Origin of the sequence: Chungangia koreensis, assembly GCF_042651785.1 — a bacterium.
GTDB classification, from domain to species: Bacteria; Bacillota; Bacilli; order Bacillales_A; family Planococcaceae; genus Chungangia; species Chungangia koreensis.
In genome coordinates, this window is sequence record NZ_JBHSEC010000014.1 from 145,515 (window position 1) to 170,644 (window position 25,130).

The window sequence follows — 25,130 nt, forward strand, 5'->3', positions numbered from 1 at the left end:
TAGGGGGATCTAAGAGATGTCACCAGAAGTTCAAATGATAGTCGGCCTGGTCATTGGTGTGGCTGCACTTATCCTATTGGTTTTAAAAACCAAGATTCATGCATTTTTAGCCTTAGTTATCGCAGCATCATTGACTGGTATTATTGGTGGTATGAATCCGGTAGATGTAGCTTCAACTATTTCAAAAGGTTTCGGTAATACGATTGCATCAATCGGTATCGTAGTTGGTTTTGGGGTTATGATCGGACGTATTTTGGAAGTGTCCGGTGCTGCAGAACGTTTAGCATATAGCCTTATCCGTTTGGTAGGCAAGAAAAAAGAAGAATGGGCAATGGCGATTGCAGGTTATATTGTATCGATTCCGATCTTTGTAGACTCAGCATTCGTTATTTTAAGCCCGCTTGTGAAAGCGCTATCCCGTAAGACAGGTAAATCCGTTGTCACGTTAGGAATTGCTTTAGGTGTAGGTCTCGTTGCGACTCATCATGCAGTTCCTCCTACTCCAGGTCCGTTAGGTGTTGCAGGGATCTTCGGAGTAGATATCGGTTCCATGATTGCGTGGGGATTAGTTTTTGCATTTCCAATCATTATTTCTGGTGTTCTATATGCAAAATGGATTGGCAAGCGGATTTATCAAATCCCGACGGAAGACAGTCTTGGATATGAACGACCAACAAAAGAGCAAGCCTATCAAGAGTTCCTTCAGCTTTCTGATGAACGCAGTAAAGAATTGCCATCATTGTTCCGTTCATTACTGCCGATTATTTTACCGATTATTTTGATCTTCCTGAACACAACATTAAGTGCTATGGAATTATCAGGTGGTTGGGTAGATTATGTCTTATTCCTCGGTCAACCAATAATTGCAGTCGGGCTTGCACTGGTTGCAGCTATTTACGCCCTTGCAGGTGATTTAAGAAGAGAAGAAGCGCTTGAACGGATGGAAGAAGGAATGACAACAGCAGGTATTATTCTTCTTGTGACAGGTGCTGGTGGAGCGCTTGGACAAATTCTCCGTGATAGCGGAGCAGGGGATTTCATCGCATCAAAAGTTGCCGAACTCCCTCTTCCAGCAGTATTGATTCCGTTTTTCATTGCGACAATCGTTCGTTTAATCCAAGGAAGCGGTACAGTTGCCATGATTACTGCCGCATCTATCTCCGCACCGATTGTCATGAACTTGGATGTTAATCTTGCGCTTGCTGCACAAGCTGCGGCACTTGGTGCAATGGTTTTCTCTTACTTTAACGATAGCTTATTCTGGGTAGTCAACCGCACACTTGGAATTAAAGATGTAAAAGAGCAGATTTTAGTTTGGTCTGTACCGACGACCATTGCTTGGGCAGTATCCTTAGTTGCGATCTTAATTGCAAATATGTTTGTTTAATAAATTAAATATTCGAACATTTATATTCAATATTTTAAAAAGACTCTGTGAAAATTCTGATTTTCATGGAGTCTTTTTTCAGTTATGCTTTTCTTAATTGGAGTTCTACTTAATATTAATGAAGATGTTAAAAACAGGAGGTCATGATGAAAGGAAAAGTTTTTTTCTCATCTTGGAGTGGAGGGAAAGATTCCGCCTTGGCATTTTATGAAGCAGTTCAATCGGGTGGAGAGCCCGGTTTGCTTCTTACAATGTTTGAAGAAGGTGGTTTGAATTCAAAATCACATGCACTTCCCTATGATGTTATAGCTGCACAAGCCGAGAAACTAAATGTACCGTTACTCACAAAGAATGCGAGTTGGACTTCCTATGAAGGGATGTTTAGAGAAGCATTAAATGAAATGAAACATTTAGGGATCACATATGGCGTTTTCGGTGACATCGATTTAATCGATCACTTGAACTGGGTACAAAACATTTGTGAGAAAGCCGGTGTTACAGCTATCCACCCACTTTGGGAATGGCCGCGAAAGAACGTATTAAAAGATGTTATTGAATTAGGGTTTGAAGCATACATCATCGTAGTAGATTCGACTCGTTTGTCTCCTTCATACTTAGGGAGGAAACTGACACATGAGCTCGTAGAAGAACTCAACAGATTAGGGGTAGATCCTTGCGGGGAAAGTGGTGAATTCCATACATTAGTGGTCGATGGGCCAATCTTTTCTTCCGCTGTACCAGTCCGCTTTAGGGAAATCGTTGAAAATGAAGGATACGCGTTTTTAACTATGGAATTGTTGAGATAACGACTATTAAATGCTCGTCTTCTTGAATAGACTGCGAGTAAAGGAGGCGAGAAATCATTGAATAAGCAGATGGTATTAAACGGTTTGCTAATTTTTGTACTTATCCTGGCGGGATGTTCAAAGAAGGAAAAGGAAGTAGTCGTAGTACAGGAGAAGAATAACGAGGTAACGATTGAAGAGCAAATTGCCCAAATGACATTGGATGAGAAAATTGGCCAGCTGATCATGGTTGGCGTAGAGGGTGAGAGTTTCTCGCCTGAGATGGAAGATTTGATACAGAAAGAGAAGGTTGGAGGGATTATTCTCCTACCGAAAAATATCTCATCGGCTGAACAAACCTTGAAGTTACTAAATGATTTAAAGAAAGCCAATGAAGTAAATGACATTCCTCTATTCCTTTCTGTTGATGAAGAAGGGGGGACGATTTCCCGTCTGCCGGATGAATTTGACAGCTTGCCAACGACAAGAGAAATCGGTTCAATGGACAGTCCGGAATTCAGCTTTGAAGTCGGTCAGTTCTTAGCTCATCAAGTAAAGGCATTTGGATACAATATGAATATGGCGCCTGTACTGGACGTAGATAGTAACCCGGAAAACCCGGTCATTGGGGACCGTTCTTTCGGCTCAGACCCAGATATAGTAGCGAGCTTAGGGGTTGCTACAATGAAAGGAATGCAGGAGGAAAATGTTATACCGGTAGTCAAACACTTTCCGGGTCATGGTGATACGTCTGATGATTCCCATTCTTCACTCCCCATTTTGGATGCAGATTTAGAGAGGTTAAATTCCTTGGAACTGATCCCCTTTAAAAGAGCAATTGAAGAAGGCGCTGATGCTGTCATGACTGCTCATATTCTATTTCCGAAGATTGATTCCTCTAATCCCGCTACTCTTTCCGGGAAAGTTATAAATGGCATTCTAAGGGAAAGTCTTGGATTTGAAGGGGTCATCATTACAGATGATCTGACTATGGGGGCTATTCGAAATTCATATTCGGCAGGTCAGGCAGCAGTACGGGCATTTCTGGCAGGCCATGATATTCTCTTAATATGTCATGAATACGACAACTACTATATGGCCATTCAAGCTATGAAAGAAGCGGTCACATCAGGGAAAATAACAGAGGAACAAGTAGACCAGAGTGTCCAAAGAATCTTGACCTTAAAGAAGAAATATAAGTTATCCAATGAACCAGTGGAGTCAATCGACGTGGAAGCGATCAACAAAGAATTAGACAAGTTATTAGAAAAAGGGCAAGCCTCTTAAGTAATCCACTAAGAGGAGCCCTTTTCTTTTGCTTTCTTATATTAACCCCGCTAATTCCTTTTCTAAAAACGGTTTAGCATTGAGCATATTTACAAAATTACGATATTCTTCTTTTTGCTGATCAGATGGTGTTCGGCCCGTATAATATGCCCTAATCATTATATTCTTTGGCGTATGCTCAACATCGATGAATTCTAATAACTGAGCATCATATCCGACGATCGATAGAAGTTCAGCTCGAATGGAATCGGTGGCAAGAGAGGCGAATCGTTCCTTGATCAACCCATGCTTCGTCATAAGGTTTAATTCCTCCGAAGCCAACTGTGTGAAGAGTTCATGCTGGCAGCATGGAACACTTAAAATGACTTTTGCTCCCCATTTAACAGCTCGTCCTAATGCTAAATCGGTTGCAACGTCACATGCATGGAGAGTAACGACCATATCAACTGAATTTTCATCGTTATAATCACTGATATCTCCGACCAGGAATTCTAAGTTTTCATAATCTAAGTCCTCAGCAATTTGCCGGCATTCCTCGATTACTTCCTTTTTAAGGTCCAAGCCGGTAACACGGATATCGAGACCTTTTTCTTCATGGAGATAATGGTAGAGAGCAAAGGTCAAATAAGATTTCCCAGATCCAAAATCTAAAATACGTACAGGGCGATCCTTTGGTAAATATTGAAGCGAATCGTCTATAAATTCGACAAAGCGATTGATTTGCCTAAACTTATCATATTTTTGCTTTTTGACCTTGCCATCTGGCGTTTGCACTCCAAGTCTAACTAAGAATGGATATGTGCTGTGCTCATCCAGTAAATACTGCTTTTTTCGATTATGTGAGAGATCAGCTTTTTTTATTTCCACTGCCTTTTCAGCTTTCCAAAGTACTTTAAATTTTTTTGATATTTGAATTTGTGCTTTTTCATCTTCAAATTCGGCATGTACTTGTCTGAAACGGTTAAGGAGTTCGCTTAACAGTCCCTCTATTTGACCTAAACTTACGTTTTCATGATTCAAAATCCGTTCATATTGGTATTCAAATTGAATATGGTAAACACCTTTCAACATTAGTGGCTTCATCCGAACTCTTTTTAATTCGTCCGATTTCATACGAGGCTGACTAATGGTTGCTGATAAGAGTTTTTGTTCTTTCAGTTTTTCAGTCAGATCGGAAAGCATTTCGTCAAATTCCATGATTACATCCCTACTTCTCTTAAAATATTGTGGGCGTACTCATCATATCATGACCCATCCTATCCATAAATAAAGACGCACCTCCTAAGGTGCGTCAGGCTTATTCATAAAATTGATCTTCAAAGCTGCCGTCTTCCTTATAAACATTCAAGATACCATCATGTTCGTTAACATAGGACTTTGCTCTATCCAACAGTTCGGATTTTGTGTCTTCTGACATGATTGCACGTTCCCCGTCGACTTTTTTCAGCTTCCAAGCGTCATCTTCAGAGATCACTTCGTATTCAGGGCGATCAGAGTGCCCGTGAACATATTGTTTTGCCTTACTTAAAGCGATCGGAATTGCGCGGCTTTCCTCATATCCATCCTCTAATAAGGCGTTTGCGATTTCTATTGCTTTGTCTCTCACATCTTCGTTCAAATTCTTGAAAGATACAGGATAATCGTTTTTACTCCAAGGCATAAAAATCTCCTCCTAATCTTTAATAAGATACTTCCCGGTAAGTGAAGTACTAAAACTAAAACATCTTTTATGTCGGAATTTTACTATTCCCCGGGAAATAATGAAATGAAAGTCGAAATACCTAAATGTATTTGTCGAATTATAATGTTTTTCCCGATTGGTAATTATTTATTCCTATTACTTACTGAATTTTATGTTAGAATAGAGAAAGTTTAAGAAAACGATTACAAAAAGGGGGAGAAATTATGTCAGATAATACTTTTCAAGCAATTGCCATTATTATTTACATGGCAGTAATGTTATTCATCGGTTGGTATGCGTTCAGAAGAACGAGTAACCTTTCCGACTACATGTTGGGAGGACGTTCACTCGGACCGCTTGCTACAGCACTTAGTGCCGGGGCTGCAGATATGTCCGGTTGGTTATTGATGGGTCTTCCAGGGGCGATTTATGCTTCAGGATTGATTGAGGCATGGATTGCGATTGGTCTTACAATCGGGGCGTACTTAAATTATGTCATAGTTGCACCACGCTTACGTGTTTATACTCAAGTCACAAATGATTCTATTACGATTCCAAGTTTCCTTGAGAATCGTTTGAAGGACCGTTCACGTGCACTTCGGGTTGTATCAGGTCTTATTATTCTTTTATTCTTCACTTTCTACGTTTCTTCTGGAATGGTTGCCGGAGGAGTGTTCTTCGAAAATTCCTTTGGTTTAGACTATCACACAGGCCTTTTAGTTGTTTCGGCAGTTGTAATAGCATATACGCTATTCGGCGGTTTCCTTGCCGTAACCTATACTGACGTTGTTCAAGGGCTTATCATGTTCCTTGCATTGATCTTAGTTCCTATTTTCGGTCTATTTTTGACAGGTGGCTTATCTGGTGCTGGAGAAAGTATCCGTGCAGTAGATCCAAATATGCTTTCTATTGTTCAAAGCGGAGCGACACTTGGAATTATTTCTGCTGTAGCATGGGGACTTGGTTACTTCGGTCAACCTCATATTATCGTCCGTTTCATGGCTATTAGTTCCGTTAAGGAAATGAAAAATGCTCGTAGAATCGGGATTGGCTGGATGATTCTGAGTTTGTGTGGAGCAATTGCTACCGGTTTAGTTGGTCTTGCTTATTACCAACAAAATCCGAATGACAGCTTAACAGATCCGGAAGCGATTTTCATCGCAATGGGGCAAATTTTGTTCCATCCATTCGTTGCAGGTATTTTACTTGCTGCTGTTTTAGCGGCTGTCATGAGTACGATCTCTTCGCAGCTAATTGTTACGTCTTCGGCTTTGGTGGAAGACTTGTATAAAGCTGTATTTAAAACAGATGCAACAGATAAAAAATATGTTGGTTTGGGTCGATTGGCTGTATTAGTTGTTGCACTCATTGCTATGTACTTTGCATGGGAGCGAAATGATACGATTCTGGATCTTGTAGGATATGCATGGGCAGGATTCGGTGCATCGTTTGGTCCGGTAATCTTGCTGTCACTATACTGGCGTAAACTTACGAACTGGGGTGCATTTGCCGGAATGGTCGTAGGGGCTGCAGTTGTCGTATGGTGGGGCAATACAGAATCATTGGCAGACACACTATACGAAATCGTTCCAGGTTTCATTTTAGGCTTAATTGCTGCAGTGATTGTGAGTTTAATTACTTACAAACGCAATGATGAGATCGACGCTGAATTCGATGAGACTCTTAAATTGCTGGAATCTGAAAGAAAATAATAGAAATAGGTATGAAAAAGAATCCGCTGATCTCCTGTGGCACAGGCATAGCCTTTTGGCTTGTCTAAGTCCATGGGAAGTAGGTGGATTCTTTTTTTGGTATATTGAAGGAAGTAATGATGCGAGTTTTTAAGTGGGAGGGAAAGAAATGCTATTGGATCATATTGTACATTTTATAGATGATGAACTTGAAGCAGTGATGAGTGATTTAGTAAAACATAAATTGAATGCTGTTAAAGGAGGGAGCCACGAACAGTGGGGAACTTATAATTCACTCCTTTACACGAGGAATAGTTATATTGAATTTTTAGCGGTGGAAGATAAGGAAGTGTTACAACGCTCTAATCACCCGTTAATCATGCATCTTAAGCATGATCTTCCTAACGGCTCAGGATTCGGAACAATTTGCATAAGAACCACTAATATTGAAGGATTAAAAAAAGTGTTGGAAAGTAAAGGGTTACATACGACGGCTGTTTTTAATGCACAAAGAAGAACAACGACGGGTGACATCCGCAAATGGAAGATGCTCTTTATAGATGAAGAAGTGGGGGATTCCTTACCTTTTCCGTTCTTTATAGAATGGGAAGAGCCAGACTCCGAACGATATGAAGCGCTTATTAAAGATGGTACTGTGCAGGAAAGTAATTTGAAGTTAACAATAGACGCCTGTCACTTTCAGGTTGCCCACCCTCGTTCAGTTGCAGCACAATGGGGGGAAGTATTAGGGATAAAACCTACAGGAGAAGAAGAAAATGAGTTGGTACTTCCTAACAGTAAATTGATATTCCAACATGGAGAAGAGAAGGAGCGGTTGAAGAAAGTTGTTGTTGCAGGCCATGAAGAGAAACTGCAAATTGAAGTTGCTGGTGGAGTTTATGAGATAGGTAAACGTTTCGTAAGAGGCGACTTCCTATGATAGAATGCACTTAATCGTAGATGGGTATGTAGTCGGGAGGAATCAGATGGAAACCTTATTTGAACGCGCAATATTAGTTGGGGTGCAGAAATTGAATGATCAGCATTTTGACTACTCAATGGAAGAACTTAAAAACTTGGCAGAGGCTCTCGATGTTGAAGTGGCCGGCAAGGTGACACAAAACTTGGATCGAGCTAATCCAGCACATTATGTTGGTAGCGGTAAATTGACGGAAATCCGTAATTTCTATGAGGAATTCGAAGCCAACTTAGTGATTTTTAATGATGAGCTTTCTCCTTCCCAAATCCGGAATATAGAAGGGGAATTGGAATGTAAGGTGATTGACCGTACGATGCTCATTTTAGATATCTTTAGCAGGCGTGCTAAAACAAAGGAAGCACAAATGCAAGTAGAACTCGCTCAGCTACAATACATGCTCCCCCGTCTAGTGGGAATGCGTGCCTCACTTAGCAGACAAGGAGGCGGAACTGGGGGAGGTTTCAAAAACCGTGGTGCCGGTGAAACCAAACTTGAATTAGACCGCCGGAAAATTGAAGACCAGATTGCAAAACTGCGAAGAGATCTGGATTCCGTAAAATCACAGCGTGAAACGCAACGTAAGCAAAGGCGTAAAAATGATATTCCAGTTGTATCAATAGTCGGATACACAAATGCCGGCAAATCCACTTTGATGAATCAATTACTGGCCAAACTCTATCAAGATAAGTCGAAGTCTGTATTCGAAAAGAATATGTTGTTCGCTACATTGGAAACGTCAGTGCGGCATATTAAGCTTCCAAATAAAAAGGAATTCCTGTTAACAGATACTGTTGGATTCGTCAGTAGATTACCCCATCATTTAGTCAAGGCATTCCGTTCGACTTTGGAAGAGGCACGAGAAGCGGATCTTCTATTGCATGTAGTCGATGTATCAAATGAGGAATACCGATTTATGATGGACGTAACGAACGAAACACTTCAGGAAGTGGGGGTCAAGAACGTTCCAACCGTCACAGTTTTCAATAAGTCCGACGAAGCTGGTGTTCGTTACCCTCAAATGAGCGGTGATTCTATATGGATTTCAGCGAAAGAGGGAGCGGGCCTGGATGAGTTGTTGACTATAATTCAACAAAGGGTCTTTGGAGACTATGTAACTGTTGAACTGTTAATTCCTTACGACCGAGGAGAAATTATTAACTATCTAAATGAATATACAGATGTTTCGTCATTGGCCTATGAAGAAAACGGAGTGCTAATTAAAGCAGAGATGAAAGAAGCTGATCGCAACCGCTTTAAGGAGTTCCTCTTAAGGTGAAGTAGTCATATGAATACATTTTTATGCATAAGTAGGCAGTGCTTAAATCAGCGGTAGATGTTTTCTTCTACTATGGTTGACATTGTAATTATAGGCACAGCAATCCTTCTTTCAATGTATGTATATAAATTTTAAAGAATTAGGTTTAAAAAGCGAGTGCATAGGGAATTTTTAAAAAGTCATTAAATTTTCAAATTATTTATAAAAATTCATCTCTTGTGTGTTACACTGATTTTAACAACTATGCGCGGGCAGAAAATTAAATAATGAACAAACAAGCAAACGGCAGGGTGTGACCTTATTCTAAAAAATTGTTACCCGCTTATGCGGTTGGAATAAATTCCACCGTTTGCTCTGTTCAAAAAAATGATCCGGATCGATTTCCGGATCATTTATTTTATTTATTAAGTTTCGATTTAAAATCTGTCTGATACGACATTAGACTTGCTGGAACTGAATGTGGTGGAGACGAGCAAAAATTCCGTCCTGTTCAACAAGCTCCTCGTATTTACCTTGTTCTGCAATACCCTCTTCGGTCACCACCACGACCCGATTCGCTTCACGAATTGTCGCGAGTCTATGTGCGATGATCAGAGTTGTTCGGTTTTCTGCGAGCTCTGCCAAGGATTGTTGAATAATTTTTTCCGTTTCCGTATCCAGTGCGGAGGTTGCTTCATCCAGAATGAGAATGGGTGGATTCTTTAAGAACATCCGAGCAATTGCTAAACGCTGCTTTTGCCCCCCAGATAGTTTCAAACCTCGTTCTCCGATTTGCGTATGGTATCCATCAGGTAGCGACTCGATGAAGTCCTCCAAATGGGCTTTACGAGCAGCTTCTTTAATTTCAGTAAAAGATGCATCACGTTTCCCGTAAGCAATGTTTTCTTGGATCGTCCCTGTGAAAAGAAAAACATCCTGCTGCACAATACCAATTTGTGATCGTAACGAATGTTTCGTTAAATCGCGAATGTCAATTCCGTCAATTGTAATCGAACCTTCATTCACATCATAGAAACGCGGAATGAGAGAGCAAATTGTAGTCTTACCGGCTCCTGACGGCCCGACAAATGCAATGGTCTCACCGGCACGAACAGAAAGGTCTATCCCCTTTAATACTTCCTTATGGCCTTCATAGCTAAAGTGGACATCCTCAAATCGAATATCCCCGTTTAAGTGGTTGACGGCAATCGCATTCGGACGATCTTGGACTTCGGGTTCTTGTTCCAATAACTCCAAGAAACGCTTGAATCCTGCCATTCCCTTAGGATAGAGTTCCAATAATGCACTTATTTTATCAACAGGTTTAATCAGTACATTCGTATAGAGAACAAAGCTGACCATTTCTCCGTAGGAAAGACTTCCTTTCAAAGTGAACCAGGCGCCAACTACTAAGACGACCAATGTAACGAGACGCGTCATCATATAAATGCTCGAGTGGGTGCCAGCCATTACTTTAAAGCCACTAATTTGGCCAATCTGAATTTTCCATTGTCATTTTTGAATCGATTGATTTCAAAATCTTCATTCGTAAAGGATTGTACAACCCTCACACCGGAGACACTATCTTCGACACGTGCATTGACATCAGCGATTTTGACGTACATATTCTTCCACGCATCGTTCATCTTCACATTGCAGTAGGTGACCAACCAGATTAAGAACGGCACCAGAACGATAGCGACAACTGCTAACTGTGGGTGTATGTTGAACATAATCAGGAATGCCCCAACAAACGTCATGATGGCAATGAAGAAATCCTCTGGTCCATGGTGAGCCAATTCCCCGATGTCAAATAAGTCATTCGTGATCCTGCTCATGACGTGCCCGGTTTTTGTGTTGTCAAAAAACTTGAAGGATTGCCGTTGGACATGTGTAAATAACTGTTCGCGCATGTCTGTTTCAATATTGATGCCAAGCTTATGTCCCAAATAACTCACAATGAACTGCAAGAATGTACTGAGTACATACACAAGTAAGAGTAAAACTCCGATTGTGGCAATTTTGTCCCAATTTCCGGAAGGAAGGAGGTCATCGACAAACCATTGTACTGCTACAGGAAATGCGAGTTCTAATAACGCGACAATAATCGCACTTGAAAAGTCAATAATAAATAAACGTCTATGTGGCTGATAGTACGAGAAGAATTTCCTTAACATTATGTAGTCTCCTTGGTAAAACAAACCTTATAGAAATTATAGAACATTAAGCGACAAGATTCGATGTTTTTTGATATAATCGTATGTATTCTTTTTAGGGAATATAAATATATTCTTCTAAATTATTACACAATTATGAAAGAAGGGTAAAACTATGATATCGAAGGAAGAGATGGTTCGATCAGTTCCTCAAAAAGGATTTTTCGGTCACCCTAAAGGTTTATTCACGCTCTTCTTTACAGAGTTTTGGGAACGTTTCTCTTACTATGGCATGAGGGCAATTCTCTTGTATTACATGTACTACGAATTGAACAAGGGTGGTTTGGGACTTGACCAAGCTACAGCTAACTCCATTATGGCGATCTACGGGTCCTTGGTGTATATGTCCGGCATTATCGGTGGTTGGATTGCGGACAGGCTATTAGGAACTACCCGTACTGTCTTTTACGGTGGAGTATTAATCATGTTTGGACATATGGTGCTTTCTTTACCTAGCGGAGTAACCACTTTGTTTATTTCTATGGGACTCATTATCATCGGTACTGGTTTATTAAAACCGAACGTTTCTAGCATCGTCGGAGATATTTATGCTGAAACAGATCCAAGACGCGATTCTGGATTCAGTATTTTCTATATGGGTATTAACTTAGGTGCATTTATTGCACCATTCATCGTTGGTACAGTGGGACAAACTTATAATTTCCACTTAGGTTTTGGACTTGCTGCGATAGGAATGTTCATCGGTTTAATCGTATTTTTAGCAACTAAGAAAAAGTACTTAGGCCTTGCAGGATCTCAAGTTCCAAATCCGTTGACAGCCGAGGACCGGAAACGCGTCTTTAGCAGAATCTTAATCGGAGCACTTATTATCGCCGTTCTTGGTTTCATCTTGATCAAAGCGGGAATTATGACATTTGATGTGTTTACTATGACGGTTTCCGTTTTGGGGATTATCATTCCGACCCTATATTTCATTGTCATGTATAGAAGTCCTAAAACGAATGCGGATGAAAAATCCCGCTTACTTGCTTACATTCCGCTATTTGTTGCGGCCATGATGTTCTGGGCCATTGCTGAGCAGGGTTCCATTATCTTGGCACAATACGCGGATCAGCGAACAGATTTGACAATCGGTAGCTTCGAACTTCAGTCTTCTTGGTTCCAGTCATTAAACCCGTTATTCATCATTACTCTTGCTCCGGTTTTCGCTTGGTTGTGGATCAAATTGGGTGACAGACAGCCTTCAACATCAAGGAAGTTCTCTTTTGGATTACTATTCGCAGGACTATCTTTCCTGATCATGATCATACCGGCATATATGAATGGAACAGAGACGCTCGTAAGCCCTTGGTGGCTCGTCCTTAGCTTCCTTCTTGTCGTATTAGGGGAACTTCTATTGTCTCCAGTCGGACTATCTGCTACGACAAAACTGGCACCATCAGCTTTCGCTGCACAGACGATGAGTTTATGGTTTATGACAAACGCTTCTGCACAGGCGATTAATGCGCAGATCGTTAAATTGTATAGTCCAGAGAATGAGATCGTCTACTTCGGAATTATCGGGACAGTTTCCATAGTTCTCGGCCTTTTGCTTTTCTTGCTGGCACCAATTATTCAAAAAGCGATGCGAGGAGTTAAGTGAGACAAAAGGCTTAAAAATGGCTAAATATACTAATTCTTATGTCCTGTTCCAATGGAATGATGAAACCGCGTTAGAACCACAACGTATGTAATGTTGTAGCGAAAACGAAAGGGGTCATACTCGATGAAAAAATTCTTTACAATAGCGGCAGCTGCACTATTGACATTCGGATTAAGCGCTTGTAATGATACTGCTTCTCCAACAGAAGGATCTAAGGCCGAAGGAAATAGCCAGCTTACTTTGAAAGAAGTGTTTGAAAAGTCGATTGAACAATCCGGTTCGGTTGAAAGTCTAAAGGCGAAAATTGATATGACACAAGTGGTGGAGATTCCTTCACAAGAGCTATCTATGGATATGAAGTCCAAAATGGATATGAGCATGACAGTTGAGCCCTTAGCGATATACCAAAAAGGTGAAACCTTAATTGTTGGTGAGGAAAACGGCACTCAGCAAATGGAAAGTTACATGACTGAGGACGGATTCTATATCTATGAAGGTATGTCAGGTCAATGGACAAAGCTGCCTCCGGAAATGTCTGAGCAGATGATGTCCCTTTCTGGTCAGCAAGCAGACCCTTCACAACAATTGAAGGACCTTGAACAGTTCCAGGACGATTTTAAGTTCGAACATACTGAAAAAGCCTATATTCTTCGGCTTTCTGCTTCCGGCGATAAGTTCAATGAGTTTATTAAAAATGAAATGGAAGAGACAATGCCTGATTTACTGGCAGGTAATCCTGGGATGTTAGAAAATATGGATATCCAAAAAGTGGACTATGAAATCTATATCGACAAAGAGACCTTCAATCCGACAAGGCTTAATATGGTTTTAGAAATGAACATCATAGCAGAAGGGGAAGAATTGATCATCAAGCAGGATTTGAAATCGTCATTCAGCGATTACAACAAAGTTGATGAAATCAAAGTTCCGCAAGCAGTCATCGATAGTGCAAATGCATTGTAACCATCCGCGAAATATAAAAAGACAAAGGCCAAGATTTATAAAAACTTGGCCTTTGTCTTTTTTCTTTGTAATAAACTTAAGGACGAAGGAGTTCATCCGTTTTAGGTGGTGTTACACGTTTAATGAAGAATGCTAACACTAAAGCAATAGCCGAAATGATCGTAGCAATTAGGAAGGAATACTGAATTCCGTCCAGTGTAGCCTGTAATGTGATTTGCTCCTTAAGTTGAAGTAAAGCATCGGCAGATAAATTAGGATCTGCATTTTGCATTGCTTCAGCTGCGAGTTCCTCGCCTTTCCTTGCTGTGTGCTTATCCATTGCAGTTAATAGCAAAGCAGAACCGATTGCGCCGGATACTTGGTTCAATGTGTTGTTCACCGCTGTACCATGTGGATTTGCTGACAGTGGCAACTGATTCATACCGTTCGTCATAACCGGCATTTGGATCATTGACATACCGAATGCCCGGATGGTAAAGAGGCTAACGATATACGTGTAGGATGCATCCATATCAAAAGTACTGCTCATCATATACGTAGTTACAACTGTAATCGTCAACCCGACAATTGCCAATGTTTTTGCACCATATTTATCAAATAAGCGTCCAGTAATCGGAGACATGATGGCCATAATGATAGCTCCTGGAAGCATCATAAGTCCAGCGTGGAATGGCGAAGTTCCACGGACAATTTGGACATAAAGCGGAGTCAAGATCATCGCAGAAAACATGGCGACTGAAAAGATAACTGAAATGACGGACGACAGTGCAAACATCGGGTATTTATAGATTCTGAATTCCAATAACGGCTCATCCATACGTAATTGGCGTAAAACAAATAATATAACCCCTATTGCGCCAATGGAAATGGAGCCGTAAACAAGAGGATTCGACCACCCAGCATCTCCTGCGAAGCTGAATCCATAAAGAAGCCCACCAAACCCGATGGTTGATAAAACTAACGAGAACACATCCAAATGGACCTTTTTGACTGGTGTAATATTTTTCAATCGGAATATCGAGTAGATTAATATGAGCAATGACAATGGCAAGATGATTTCAAATAGTGTACGCCAAGTATAGTGCTCTACTACCCAGCCGGAAAGTGTAGGACCGATGGCTGGTGCCGTAATCATGACAAGTCCGAACATACCCATCGCTGAACCTCTTCGTTCAACTGGGAATGACGTAAGCATGATATTCATCAATAGAGGCATCATCATAGCCGAGCCCATAGCCTGGATCATACGGGCGATTACGAGAATATAGAATTCAGGTGCGATGATGGCTAACAATGTACCTAATGAAAACAAAGACATTGCGGTGATGAAAAGCCCCCGGTTTGTAAATCGTTGTATGAAGAAAGCACTTGCGGGCATCAAGATCCCGTTGACGAGCATATAGCCAGTAGTTAACCACTGTACGAGCGATGGTTTGACATCAAATTCAGCCATTATTGTCGGTAGTGCAACGTTCAATAATGTGTTGTTTAAAAAAGCGATGAACGCACCAATGAATAGAATGGCAATCATGCCGTATGGTGGTTTTTTCTGTAATTCTTTTATATCCAAATTAACTCCCCCTTATGGAGATTATTTTAAGTTCTTCAAACAAGATTCTATTTTATACCGATAGTATAAAAAATTCAATAACAAGTTTACATTTTTTTGATGTTCATTGATTTTATACACTTTGTTGCGTATGATGGAGTTGGACTCATAGTATAAAGGGTGGTTTTATGAACAGCAGAAAGCGGAATGTGATATTGTCTGCGCAACGCTTATTCATCAAGAAGGGTTTCCTTTCTACTTCGATTCAAGACATATTGGACGAGGCGGGCATATCAAAAGGAACATTTTATAATTATTTTTCCTCAAAGAATGAATGCTTGTTAGCAATTTTAGAAAATGTTAAAGAAGAAGTCTTCCTGCGCCGTCAAGAATTGCTTGTTGGTAAAGACCAAACTGATAAGAGAGTGCTTAGCCACCAGATAGCTGTCCGATTTATTTTAAATCGTGAAAATAATATGCTTCCTATATATGAAGCGATTTATTATGCAAAAGATGAAGACTTAAGAATGTTCATTAAGAAACATCATTTCTATGAATTGTCATGGCTTTCAGAGCGGATTAGAGAAGTATACGGACCAGCTGTAGACAAGCATGCGGTAGATTGTGCCATTATGCTTTTTGGAATGATCCAGCATTACTTGCAGGCGTGGCGACTCATCTCGAATGAGGAAATCAGGTTAGAAGAGTTGATTGAATATGTCATGCGAAGAATTGATGCGATTGTGAAAGATGTAATTTCTTCAGATGATTTGTTTATAAATGAGTTCTTGTCCATATCAGAATACCGGGTGGAGGAAGATCTTTCGGAACTGAGAAACGAAGTCGAAAAAAAGCTCGGGAATCTAATGGAAGTTGATGATCAGGACGTCCGCAAATACGTAGAGTTTCTATTAGAAGAGTTCGACCGGAAAGAACCAAGATTCATCTTGATAGAAAGTATAATGGAGTCTCTAAGAAATTATCAAAAACAGTTCCCGGAAAATGAACAGATTCGGGAAGTGGTATTCTTTGTCTCCCGTCTTTCCAACGCGTTAAAATCATAAAACTGCCCGACTTTGCAATCGTTAGACAATACTTAATCGACTACAAACGTTGAGTAGAAGCAAGGATGAAAAGAATACTGGGTAACCGACAAGAAAGGGATTAGCAAATGCTAATCCTTTTTTGTATAAAGCATCAATGAGTAAGGGTAATGTTAGAGGTAGAGGTCTTGAAAAGGTGGTGGCATGTTGAAGAATATATTAATAATCAGTGAAGCTATCGCTTTTTTCCTATTTGTCATACTCTTATTTACCTACGATAGTGGACTTCTTGAACGGTTTGATCGTGCGATGTCTGATTTGTTCTCGGGAAATGGGTTTATTGAATTCTTTCAACACTTTGCCACTACACGGGTAATAATGCTTATTGGATCAATTTTAGTCATTTTTTTTGCTTATAAACAGGATTATCTAAAGATTTTATTTTCCGCTTACGCCATTTTTGGAGGACATTACTTTAATCAGATTCTTAAATATGTGGTACAAAGGCAACGTCCAGATATTTCAGGTCAATATAGTACATTCAGTTTCCCTTCTGGACATGCCATGGTAGGGATTCTATATATTTTTACAATCGCTTATTTCATCTCATCAGCTACAGCCTCTAAAGCTGTTAAATTCATAATATGGATCATTGCTATCGTCTTTACAACACTCGTTGGTCTATCCAGAATTGCAGGTGAGCGACATTTTGCTTCTGATGTTGTTGCAGGATGGGCATTAGGGTTTGCTTGTTTTGTATTTTTAGTCCATTGGTATAGAAAGGGTAAATCAGCGGAATAGAAGAAAGGAGGTCTCGTATGTTTAGAATACCGGAGACGGTAGCTGAATTGGGAAAAGAGCGGATCAAAGGATTTCCGGTAGAAGGGTTCGTTTATGGAGAAGGTCCAGAAAAGCCAGATCTAATGCTAGTAGGGGAAGCACCGGGGGAATTCGAGATTATTGAGGGAATTCCGTTCATCGGACGTGCAGGTAAGGAACTAATGCAATCCTTGGCTTCGATTGGACTATCAAGGGAAGACGTGTACATCACAAGTGCAGTACGCAGCAGGCCTTACCGTTGGGGAACCAAAAAGGAAAGAGATGGAACGTTGACTGAAAGGAAATACAATCGCCCCCCCACAACCAAAGAAATATGGGCTCATGCCCCAGTGTTGGATTACGAACTTGCTCATGTTGAGCCACTTCTTATCGTCACACTTGGTAATGTAGGTCTCCAGCGACTTTTAGGCAAGGAAGCAAAGGTGACAAATCTTCATGGAAAATTGATCGAAAGTCAGGTGAACTTCCTCCCAACTCCAGATTCGATTCACTATGTGAAAACGACAAGGACATTTCGAATTATTCCCACCTTCCATCCAGCTTCTGTGTTCTATCGCCCATCCCATCGTCCCTCAATTGAGGAAGATTGGAGGAATATAGGTAAAGCATTAGTCAAATTGAAAAATAAAGAAAAATAAAAGTTGCACAAGGGAAACTTTTTGCATACAATATTCCTAACGTTATAGAGAAGGAAGATGAAAGAATGGATGGGAATGTATGGTTTGCCCTCGGCTTAACGTTATTCGCCGGGCTCGCAACAGGTATTGGTAGTTTGCTTTCGCTTCTTACATCGAGAACAAATACGAAGTTTTTATCATTGGCTCTCGGCTTTTCAGCAGGGGTTATGATTTACGTCTCTATGGTAGAAATTTTTGTGAAGGCAAAGAATTCCTTAGTTGCAGAACTTGGACTTGATCAAGGCTACTGGATGACGGTCATTGGTTTCTTCGCTGGTATGGTGGTCATAGCTGCAATCGATAAATTCATTCCTTCAACAGGAAATCCTCACGAATTGAAAAGTGTCGAGGATATGAGCAAGTCACCAACCGAAATTGATCAGCAGAAACTTATGAAAATGGGACTCTTTACAGCATTAGCAATCGGGATCCATAATTTCCCGGAAGGAATCGCTACTTTCGCCTCCGCTATGCAGGATCCAAGTTTAGGCGTGGCTATTGCAGTTGCTGTGGCTATTCATAATATTCCGGAAGGCATTGCGGTGGCTGTGCCGATTTACTATGCAACAGGAAGTCGGAAACGAGCTTTTAAGCTTTCCTTTTTGTCTGGCTTAGCAGAACCGGTTGGCGCCATTGTGGCGTTCCTGATTTTAATGCCCTTCTTGAATGAGGTTATGTTCGGAATGATTTTTGCTGGGGTCGCTGGAATCATGGTATTTATTTCACTGGATGAATTGCTTCCGGCTGCACAAAAATATGATGAAGCACATTTGTCCATTTATGGAGTAGTGGGTGGAATGGCAGTCATGGCATTAAGTTTATTACTACTGGCTTGAAAGGCTGAAATTTGTGAATAATAGTTCATTGTAAAAGCTATTTTAGGGGATTCTTTACAACTGTATAGTTTTAATAAGCTATAAAATTTCAGATGTAAAGATCGGGTGAATTAAGTGAGCACTTCTACTGATGTAACAAACAAAACAATTTCAAGAAACAGACTTTTAACCATCGCTGGAATCGGATGGACATTTGATGCAATGGATGTTGGAATACTTTCCTTCGTCATTGCTGCATTGGCAAACGAATGGCATTTGAGTGCAAACGAAATGGGCTGGATTGGCAGTATTAACTCCATTGGAATGGTTTTTGGGGCATTTATATTTGGAATACTCGCTGACAAAATCGGCAGGAAAAATGTCTTCATTCTAACACTGGTCCTATTTTCAGTTGCCAGTGGATTCTCGGCGCTCACCACGACACTGGGAGCATTTCTCATCTTTCGTTTCATTGTTGGAGCGGGTCTCGGTGGAGAGTTGCCCGTTGCTTCTACTCTTGTATCCGAGAGTGTCGAAGCGAAGGAACGCGGACGGATTGTAGTGTTGCTTGAAAGTTTTTGGGCAGTCGGTTGGCTTATTGCAGCACTCATTTCATATTTTGTTATTCCCGAATACGGGTGGCGCCTTGCACTAATTTTAACTGCAGTTCCTGCTTTATATGCCATATACTTGCGACTGAAGCTTCCTGATTCTCCTCAGTTTTCAGCAAAGAGAAACCGAACTCAATCAGTATGGGAAAATATTAAGGAAGTTTGGTCACAGAAGTATGCAAAATCCACTATTATGCTTTGGGTCTTATGGTTTGTAGTAGTTTTCTCATACTATGGCATGTTCTTATGGTTACCAAGCGTTATGGTAATGAAGGGCTTTGATATGATCCATAGTTTTGGGTATGTCCTGATTATGACGCTGGCACAGCTTCCGGGATATTTTTTAGCTGCTTGGCTGATTGAACGGGCCGGCCGTAAGTTCGTATTAGTGGTTTTCTTACTGGGCACAGCTTTAAGCGCCCTCATTTTCGGCAATGCAGAAACTACAGCAGTCCTCATTGCATCCGGAATGTTTTTATCGTTTTTCAACTTAGGTGCCTGGGGAGCTCTGTACGCATATACACCTGAGCAATATCCAACAATTATCCGGGCAACCGGTGCAGGAATGGCTGCGGCTGCGGGACGGATCGGTGGCGTACTCGGTCCATTATTGGTCGGCTGGATGGTAACAGCCGACTATGAAATTGGAAATGTTTTTACGGTCTTCTGTTTTTCAATTGTTATCGGTGTACTTGCTGTTATTTTCTTGGGCAAGGAAACGAAGCAGTTGGAGCTGGAATAATGAAAAGAAGTGTGGACCCTCTTCGAGTCCACACTTCTATTATTTTCCGGTATCTTTTTTATAGTATTGTGGAGCAGTGAAAAATTCCGTTTTCAATGCTTTCACTTTATTGCTTAATAGCAAAATGGCTATTAAGTTTGGAATGAGGATGGCTGCAAGCATAATATCGAGGAACTCCCAGATCACTTCCGCTGCTCCAATAGCTCCGAATACTACTGCGATGATATATACCACCTGTATACCGTAGGAAGCTTTAAGGCCGAATAAGAACTCCGCTTGCTTTGCTCCGTAGAAAATGACTACCAAAATGGTCGAGACAACAAAGAATATTAATGAAATTGTGACCAATACACTGCCAAACTGTCCGAAATAGTGTTTAAAGGCAACAGTAGTCAGTGAGGATGGATCATTCATGGCATCTGTTGCAGTCCAAACACCGGAAGAGATGACAACGAATGCGGTAGAAGTACAAACGATAATCGTATCTACAAAAACACCGAATATGGACCAGAAACCCTGACGTACAGGGTGGTCAGTCGTTGCTGCAGCATGGGCGATCGGGGCGGTGCCAAGTCCAGATTCGTTCGAATAAATCCCCCGGGCAAACCCCCAACGAATGGTTTCCACAATCGCTGCTCCTGCGAAACCGCCAATAACAGGCGCCGGTGCAAAGGCATAACTAAAGACGGTACTGAAAAAATCAGGTACTAATTCGAGATTCATAAATAGAATAAATAGTGCGGAACCTACATAGATAATGGCCATAAATGGAACAAATATTTCTGTTACTTTTCCAATGCGTTTAATGCCTCCAAAAACTACAACCGCCATAATGACTGCTATAATAACGCCAGTCCAAATAGGAGGGAAACTAAAAGTGGAATTGACAGTACTCGCTACGGAATTCCCTTGTACCATAATGCTCGGGATTAACTCAATCATAAGAGCAAGTGAAAACCAGACACCGAGCCATTTCATGTTTAATCCTTTCGTCATGTAATACATCGGTCCTCCAATGTATTCTCCCTTTTCATTCTTCTCCCGGTAATGAACGGCAAGGACACTTTCTGAAAACTTCAAGGACATTCCGATAAAGGCGATGACCCACATCCAGAAAACTGCACCAGGACCTCCGAACATGATCGCGGCAGGTACACCGACGATGTTGGCTGCTCCGATGGTAGATGATAGAGCAGAGGTAAGCGCCTGGAAAGGAGTGACCGTTCCTACTCCTTTTGGTTTTTTTCGAATACTGCCTAATGTTTGCCCTACAATATATGGAAAGTGCCGAAACTGAAAGAAACCTAACTTAAATGTCATATACAGACCGGAAATCAATAATAGCGCAATCAGGGGATACCCCCATAACCATGCGGAAAAATTTGCTACCCATTTCAAAAATTGCTCCAAAATAATAGTCCTCCCTAACTAAATTAAGTTATGGATTATTTCCCTATATTACACACGTGTAAACGAATTGTTATAAAAGAAATCTTTTTTCTCTAAGATTCGACGAATAAAGGAATCGGAAGACTCTTGTGGAAATAGTTCTATAGTACAAAATAAGGGGAGAATATATATGTTTAAAAGAATTGATACCGTGTTCCTTCCAGTGAAAAATATTAGTTCCGCCATTGAATGGTATAAAGAAAAATGCAGTTTCCGATTAAGGTGGTACCACGAAGAAGGGGGATATGCGGCAATGGACATCGGGGATGGCAAAACCGCATTTACTTTAGTCCGCAGTGACCAGATGGGTGGTCAGAAGCCTTCCATGCATGAGTGGTTCAATTTATATACGGCAGACGCAAAAGCAGCACATGAACAGTTAGCTTTAGCCGGCGTTGAAGTAACGGACATCTTGAATGATGACACAATTGAATTCTTCAATTTTAAAGATTTGGATGGCAATATGATCGGAGTTTGTTCATTTAAAGAGTAATTTGGCCAGTGGTTCAGTGGCTTGTATGCAGGAGGCGCTGCATGGAAGGCTGGACGACACTTGTGATTGCTCATCGAATTGCAAATTACACAGTCCGATTAAATTTTTGTGCTTGAGGCGGAAGAAGTTACTGGTGTAAGCAAGCATGAGGAACGGATGAGAACTCATCATCTATATCGGGAATTTGCCGAGGGGTAAGGTGTTTCGTAAATATCTTAATGACATTTACAGCCAGTTCATGTAGAATCTCATATTAAATAACAGCGGGGTGATGGGGATGGAGTATACAAGATATGAAAATCCAAGTTTGTTTGGAGAAAAAGTAGAATCATATTTGGAACAGCACGAGGATGTTTATTCACTGTTCTTTGGTGTTCTGCAAGGCATCAAAGCTGGCCGGTATGAGAATCCGTTCATGGCGACTATAACGGAAGCTGGGGAACTGGTGGCGATTTTTCAGATGACACCACCACATCCATTCAATATCGTCATTGTACAAGAGGAACGATTAGAGGATGCTTTGGATCTCATCATAAACAAGATCACTAAAGCAAACATTGAAATTCCTTCCGTCATCAGCTTAAAACCTTGGGCGTTCCGTTTTGCGGATAAATGGAAGGCTACCACCGGGGCGAACTTCAAAGTCGGGATGGACCAAGGGTTATACCGTTTAGACCAATTAGCTGAAGGGCTTGAACACAGTCCTGGGGCATGGCGTTACGCGAGTGAGGACGATCTTCCGCTCGTAGTGAAGTGGTATCATCAATTCGGAGAGGATGCCGGCTTAGCTCCATCTCCTGATGAAGAAGTCCAAAAAAAAGTGAAGATGTTTATCGAAGCGGGTGAGGTGTTCCTATGGGAAGACGAAGGGAAAGTTGTTTCCATGATGAAAAAAGCACGCCCAACTGCCCATGGGGTGACGGTATCAATGGTATTTACACCTCCAGAGGAACGAAGGAAGGGATATGCACGTACTCTGGTCTTTTATGGAACAGAAGAGCTATTAAAGCAATATGACTTTTGCGTCCTTTACACAGACATGTTGAATCCGACTTCAAATAAGATTTATCAGGAAATCGGTTACAACAAAATCGCTGATTCCGTCATGCTTGAGTTTTCCGTGAAGGAATAAAATGTATTGATGATTCAGTAAAATTTCTGTAATATGAAAATAACAACTTGAAGGGACGATGGGTGGAACATGGACAAATAATCTTATTTCTTTCAGCAAATGAATGTTTTGCGAAATCGGAAATAGGATTCGTCTGCCCATTTTTCAATAAATATCGGAAAAACACTGCATTTAGTAACTATTTGTAGTGGTCTTTTTCGTATTCATTTGGCAACTGATCCTTCCGATATTCTCGGAGGGATATTTTTATTCCTCCGAAATTGGAGGAGATATGATGACTGTAATAGGAAAGTTACAAGATGTGACGATTGCTTATGGAGATAAAATCATAATAGAGAGAGCGAAGGCTGATGTGCCAGCAGGAGCCATCATCGGGATTGTCGGCGGAAACGGGGAAGGGAAGTCTACGTTGCTTTCCCTTCTATATGAAGAAATAGAGCCTTTATCAGGTAGGGTGGAATGGTTCGGTGGGAACCCTTCCGTCAGTTATTTTCGTCAAGATGAAGTCGAATTCAACAAAACACATATATCTAAAACTGAATCAGAACTACTTAGAAAATGGTCTGTTCCTACTGACCGGGATTATAGTAATTTAAGCGGTGGCGAAAAAATGAAGCAGCGCCTTTCGGCTGTTCTTGCAGAGCGAACACAATTACTGCTTTTAGATGAACCGACAAACCATTTGGACATGGATAGCCTTGAACAACTCAAAAAACAATTGGATGACTATAAAGGGACCGTGATTATGGTGTCCCATGACAGGTTTTTCTTAGATGAAACAGCGGACTGGATTTGGGAACTCGAGAACACTAAGCTGACCGCATATAAAGGGAATTACACTGAGTATAGAAAAGCCAAGGAGGAAGCAAGGAAGGTTCAACAACGGCTATACGATGCCCAACAGTCAAAAATCCAGCGTGTTGAACGGCAAATTAGTGAACTGAAGAATTGGTCTTCAAAGGCACACGCTGACTCGACAAAGCAAGAGGGATACAAAGAATTCTATCGTGTTAAGGCGAAACGGATGGACACACAAATCCGTTCGAAAAAGAAGCGGCTGGAGCTCGAATTGTCTAAAGAAAAAGTTGAGCGTCCAGAAGATGAAAAATCAGTGCATTTTTCCATTGGTGGAAACCAGAAAAAAGGAAAGCGTGTTATTGAGGCGAAGCGGATTGGTAAATCATTTGGAAATAGAACGCTATTCCAGAATGCTTCCTTTACGATCCAGTCAAAGGAACGAATCGGATTGCTGGGGCCAAATGGCAGTGGGAAGTCGACATTCTTCAAAATGTTGTTAGGGCAGGAAAGTGGAGAGGGCGAACTTTGGAAAACGGAAGCCATGAATATCGGCTATCTTAGTCAGACTGTTTTAGATCTTCCGGTTGATCAATCACCTGAAAGCTATTTTCAGCCGAACGATTATGAACAAAGAGGAGTTATCCAGACACTCATGACCAATTTAGGATTTGCTAAAGATCACTGGACACGTCCAATTGGCACGCTGAGCATGGGCGAGCGGGTAAAGCTCAAACTAATGGAGTTCATGTTAGATCAAAAAGACGTCCTTCTGTTGGATGAGCCAACAAACCATCTGGATCTTCCGTCAAGGGAACAATTAGAACGAACATTAGCCGACTATCCCGGAACAATTTTATTAGTCACTCATGATCGTTATTTCTTAGATCAGTTAACAGATAAGCTTTTGATATTCAATAATCAAACAATCAGTAAAATTGAAATGGGATACACCGATTGGGTGAACAAAAAAACTAAGGACGAATCCGAAGAAGACTTGTTACGGATTGATACTGAGCTTCAAGCGGTTTTGGGGGAATTGAGCTTTTTGCAGAATACTGACCCAAAATACGAGGAGCTTGATCGGCGGTTTTTAGAACTAAGTAAACAAATTAGAGAGATAAAGCAGAAATGAGG

General features: G+C 41.0%; 20 protein-coding genes and 1 pseudogene. 16 read left to right on the forward strand and 5 right to left on the reverse strand.

Annotated elements, in window-relative coordinates:
• Window positions 1-16: 16 nt before the first annotated feature.
• The 3 genes from ACFOZY_RS08460 (at window position 17) to nagZ (ending at window position 3,459) form a co-directional block, all read left to right on the forward strand.
• Window positions 17-1,387 carry a GntP family permease gene (locus ACFOZY_RS08460; protein WP_378154309.1) on the forward strand — a complete coding sequence of 457 codons (1,371 nt, stop codon included), beginning with the start codon at window positions 17-19 and terminating at the stop codon, window positions 1,385-1,387.
• A gap of 143 nt (window positions 1,388-1,530) precedes the next feature.
• On the forward strand, window positions 1,531-2,193 hold the full coding sequence (locus ACFOZY_RS08465) for a Dph6-related ATP pyrophosphatase (protein WP_378154311.1): 663 nt from the start codon (window positions 1,531-1,533) through the stop codon (window positions 2,191-2,193).
• Window positions 2,194-2,250: 57 nt separating this feature from the next.
• Complete coding sequence (nagZ, locus tag ACFOZY_RS08470; RefSeq protein ID WP_378154313.1) at window positions 2,251-3,459, forward strand: beta-N-acetylhexosaminidase; 1,209 nt, start codon at window positions 2,251-2,253, stop codon at window positions 3,457-3,459.
• A gap of 36 nt (window positions 3,460-3,495) precedes the next feature.
• On the opposite strand, the gene ACFOZY_RS08475 is transcribed toward nagZ, so the two are convergent.
• The gene (locus tag ACFOZY_RS08475) at window positions 3,496-4,656 is read right to left on the reverse strand and encodes a class I SAM-dependent methyltransferase (RefSeq protein ID WP_378154315.1); all 1,161 of its coding nucleotides are present in this window, start codon (window positions 4,654-4,656) and stop codon (window positions 3,496-3,498) included.
• Between the two features lie 100 nt (window positions 4,657-4,756).
• Window positions 4,757-5,119 carry a DUF2188 domain-containing protein gene (locus ACFOZY_RS08480; protein WP_378154317.1) on the reverse strand — a complete coding sequence of 121 codons (363 nt, stop codon included), beginning with the start codon at window positions 5,117-5,119 and terminating at the stop codon, window positions 4,757-4,759.
• A 245-nt stretch (window positions 5,120-5,364) separates the two neighbouring features.
• Between ACFOZY_RS08480 and putP the strand changes: the two genes are divergently transcribed.
• The 3 genes from putP (at window position 5,365) to hflX (ending at window position 9,086) form a co-directional block, all read left to right on the forward strand.
• The gene (gene putP / locus ACFOZY_RS08485) at window positions 5,365-6,852 is read left to right on the forward strand and encodes a sodium/proline symporter PutP (protein WP_378154319.1); all 1,488 of its coding nucleotides are present in this window, start codon (window positions 5,365-5,367) and stop codon (window positions 6,850-6,852) included.
• A gap of 148 nt (window positions 6,853-7,000) precedes the next feature.
• Window positions 7,001-7,771, forward strand: a complete 771-nt coding sequence (locus ACFOZY_RS08490; protein ID WP_378154321.1) for a VOC family protein — start codon at window positions 7,001-7,003, stop codon at window positions 7,769-7,771.
• Between the two features lie 46 nt (window positions 7,772-7,817).
• Complete coding sequence (gene hflX / locus ACFOZY_RS08495; RefSeq protein WP_378154323.1) at window positions 7,818-9,086, forward strand: GTPase HflX; 1,269 nt, start codon at window positions 7,818-7,820, stop codon at window positions 9,084-9,086.
• Window positions 9,087-9,524: 438 nt separating this feature from the next.
• Here the strand turns inward: hflX and ACFOZY_RS08500 are convergent.
• Window positions 9,525-11,242 (reverse strand): annotated as a pseudogene (locus tag ACFOZY_RS08500) (ABC transporter ATP-binding protein).
• Between the two features lie 154 nt (window positions 11,243-11,396).
• On the opposite strand from ACFOZY_RS08500, the gene ACFOZY_RS08505 reads away from it, so the two are divergent.
• Window positions 11,397-12,884, forward strand: coding sequence for a peptide MFS transporter (locus tag ACFOZY_RS08505; protein WP_378154325.1), 1,488 nt, complete (start codon window positions 11,397-11,399; stop codon window positions 12,882-12,884).
• Between the two features lie 123 nt (window positions 12,885-13,007).
• Window positions 13,008-13,847, forward strand: coding sequence for a DUF6612 family protein (locus ACFOZY_RS08510; protein ID WP_378154327.1), 840 nt, complete (start codon window positions 13,008-13,010; stop codon window positions 13,845-13,847).
• A 76-nt stretch (window positions 13,848-13,923) separates the two neighbouring features.
• On the opposite strand, the gene ACFOZY_RS08515 is transcribed toward ACFOZY_RS08510, so the two are convergent.
• Window positions 13,924-15,417: a DHA2 family efflux MFS transporter permease subunit gene (locus ACFOZY_RS08515; RefSeq protein WP_378154329.1), complete on the reverse strand. Its 1,494-nt coding sequence runs from the start codon at window positions 15,415-15,417 to the stop codon at window positions 13,924-13,926.
• Window positions 15,418-15,584: 167 nt separating this feature from the next.
• On the opposite strand from ACFOZY_RS08515, the gene ACFOZY_RS08520 reads away from it, so the two are divergent.
• The 5 genes from ACFOZY_RS08520 (at window position 15,585) to ACFOZY_RS08540 (ending at window position 20,124) form a co-directional block, all read left to right on the forward strand.
• Window positions 15,585-16,460, forward strand: a complete 876-nt coding sequence (locus ACFOZY_RS08520) for a TetR/AcrR family transcriptional regulator (RefSeq protein ID WP_378154331.1) — start codon at window positions 15,585-15,587, stop codon at window positions 16,458-16,460.
• A 183-nt stretch (window positions 16,461-16,643) separates the two neighbouring features.
• Window positions 16,644-17,240, forward strand: a complete 597-nt coding sequence (locus tag ACFOZY_RS08525; protein WP_378154333.1) for a phosphatase PAP2 family protein — start codon at window positions 16,644-16,646, stop codon at window positions 17,238-17,240.
• A 17-nt stretch (window positions 17,241-17,257) separates the two neighbouring features.
• A complete protein-coding gene (locus ACFOZY_RS08530) occupies window positions 17,258-17,917 on the forward strand; it encodes a uracil-DNA glycosylase (protein ID WP_378154335.1) in 660 nt (219 codons plus the stop codon).
• Between the two features lie 65 nt (window positions 17,918-17,982).
• Window positions 17,983-18,792 (forward strand): zinc transporter ZupT, encoded by an 810-nt coding sequence (gene zupT, locus ACFOZY_RS08535; protein ID WP_378154337.1) that lies wholly within the window; start codon window positions 17,983-17,985, stop codon window positions 18,790-18,792.
• Between the two features lie 114 nt (window positions 18,793-18,906).
• Entirely contained in the window at window positions 18,907-20,124 is a 1,218-nt protein-coding gene (locus tag ACFOZY_RS08540; protein WP_378154339.1) for an MFS transporter, read from the forward strand.
• A gap of 39 nt (window positions 20,125-20,163) precedes the next feature.
• Here ACFOZY_RS08540 and ACFOZY_RS08545 read toward each other — a convergent pair whose 3' ends face one another.
• Window positions 20,164-21,534, reverse strand: a complete 1,371-nt coding sequence (locus ACFOZY_RS08545) for an alanine/glycine:cation symporter family protein (protein ID WP_378154342.1) — start codon at window positions 21,532-21,534, stop codon at window positions 20,164-20,166.
• Window positions 21,535-21,703: 169 nt separating this feature from the next.
• Between ACFOZY_RS08545 and ACFOZY_RS08550 the strand changes: the two genes are divergently transcribed.
• The 3 genes from ACFOZY_RS08550 to abc-f all read left to right on the forward strand — a co-directional run bounded on the left by ACFOZY_RS08550 (window position 21,704) and on the right by abc-f (window position 25,128).
• On the forward strand, window positions 21,704-22,066 hold the full coding sequence (locus tag ACFOZY_RS08550) for a VOC family protein (protein ID WP_378154344.1): 363 nt from the start codon (window positions 21,704-21,706) through the stop codon (window positions 22,064-22,066).
• A 277-nt stretch (window positions 22,067-22,343) separates the two neighbouring features.
• Window positions 22,344-23,198, forward strand: a complete 855-nt coding sequence (locus ACFOZY_RS08555; RefSeq protein ID WP_378154347.1) for a GNAT family N-acetyltransferase — start codon at window positions 22,344-22,346, stop codon at window positions 23,196-23,198.
• A 271-nt stretch (window positions 23,199-23,469) separates the two neighbouring features.
• Window positions 23,470-25,128: a ribosomal protection-like ABC-F family protein gene (gene abc-f, locus ACFOZY_RS08560; protein WP_378154349.1), complete on the forward strand. Its 1,659-nt coding sequence runs from the start codon at window positions 23,470-23,472 to the stop codon at window positions 25,126-25,128.
• Window positions 25,129-25,130: the final 2 nt, after the last annotated feature.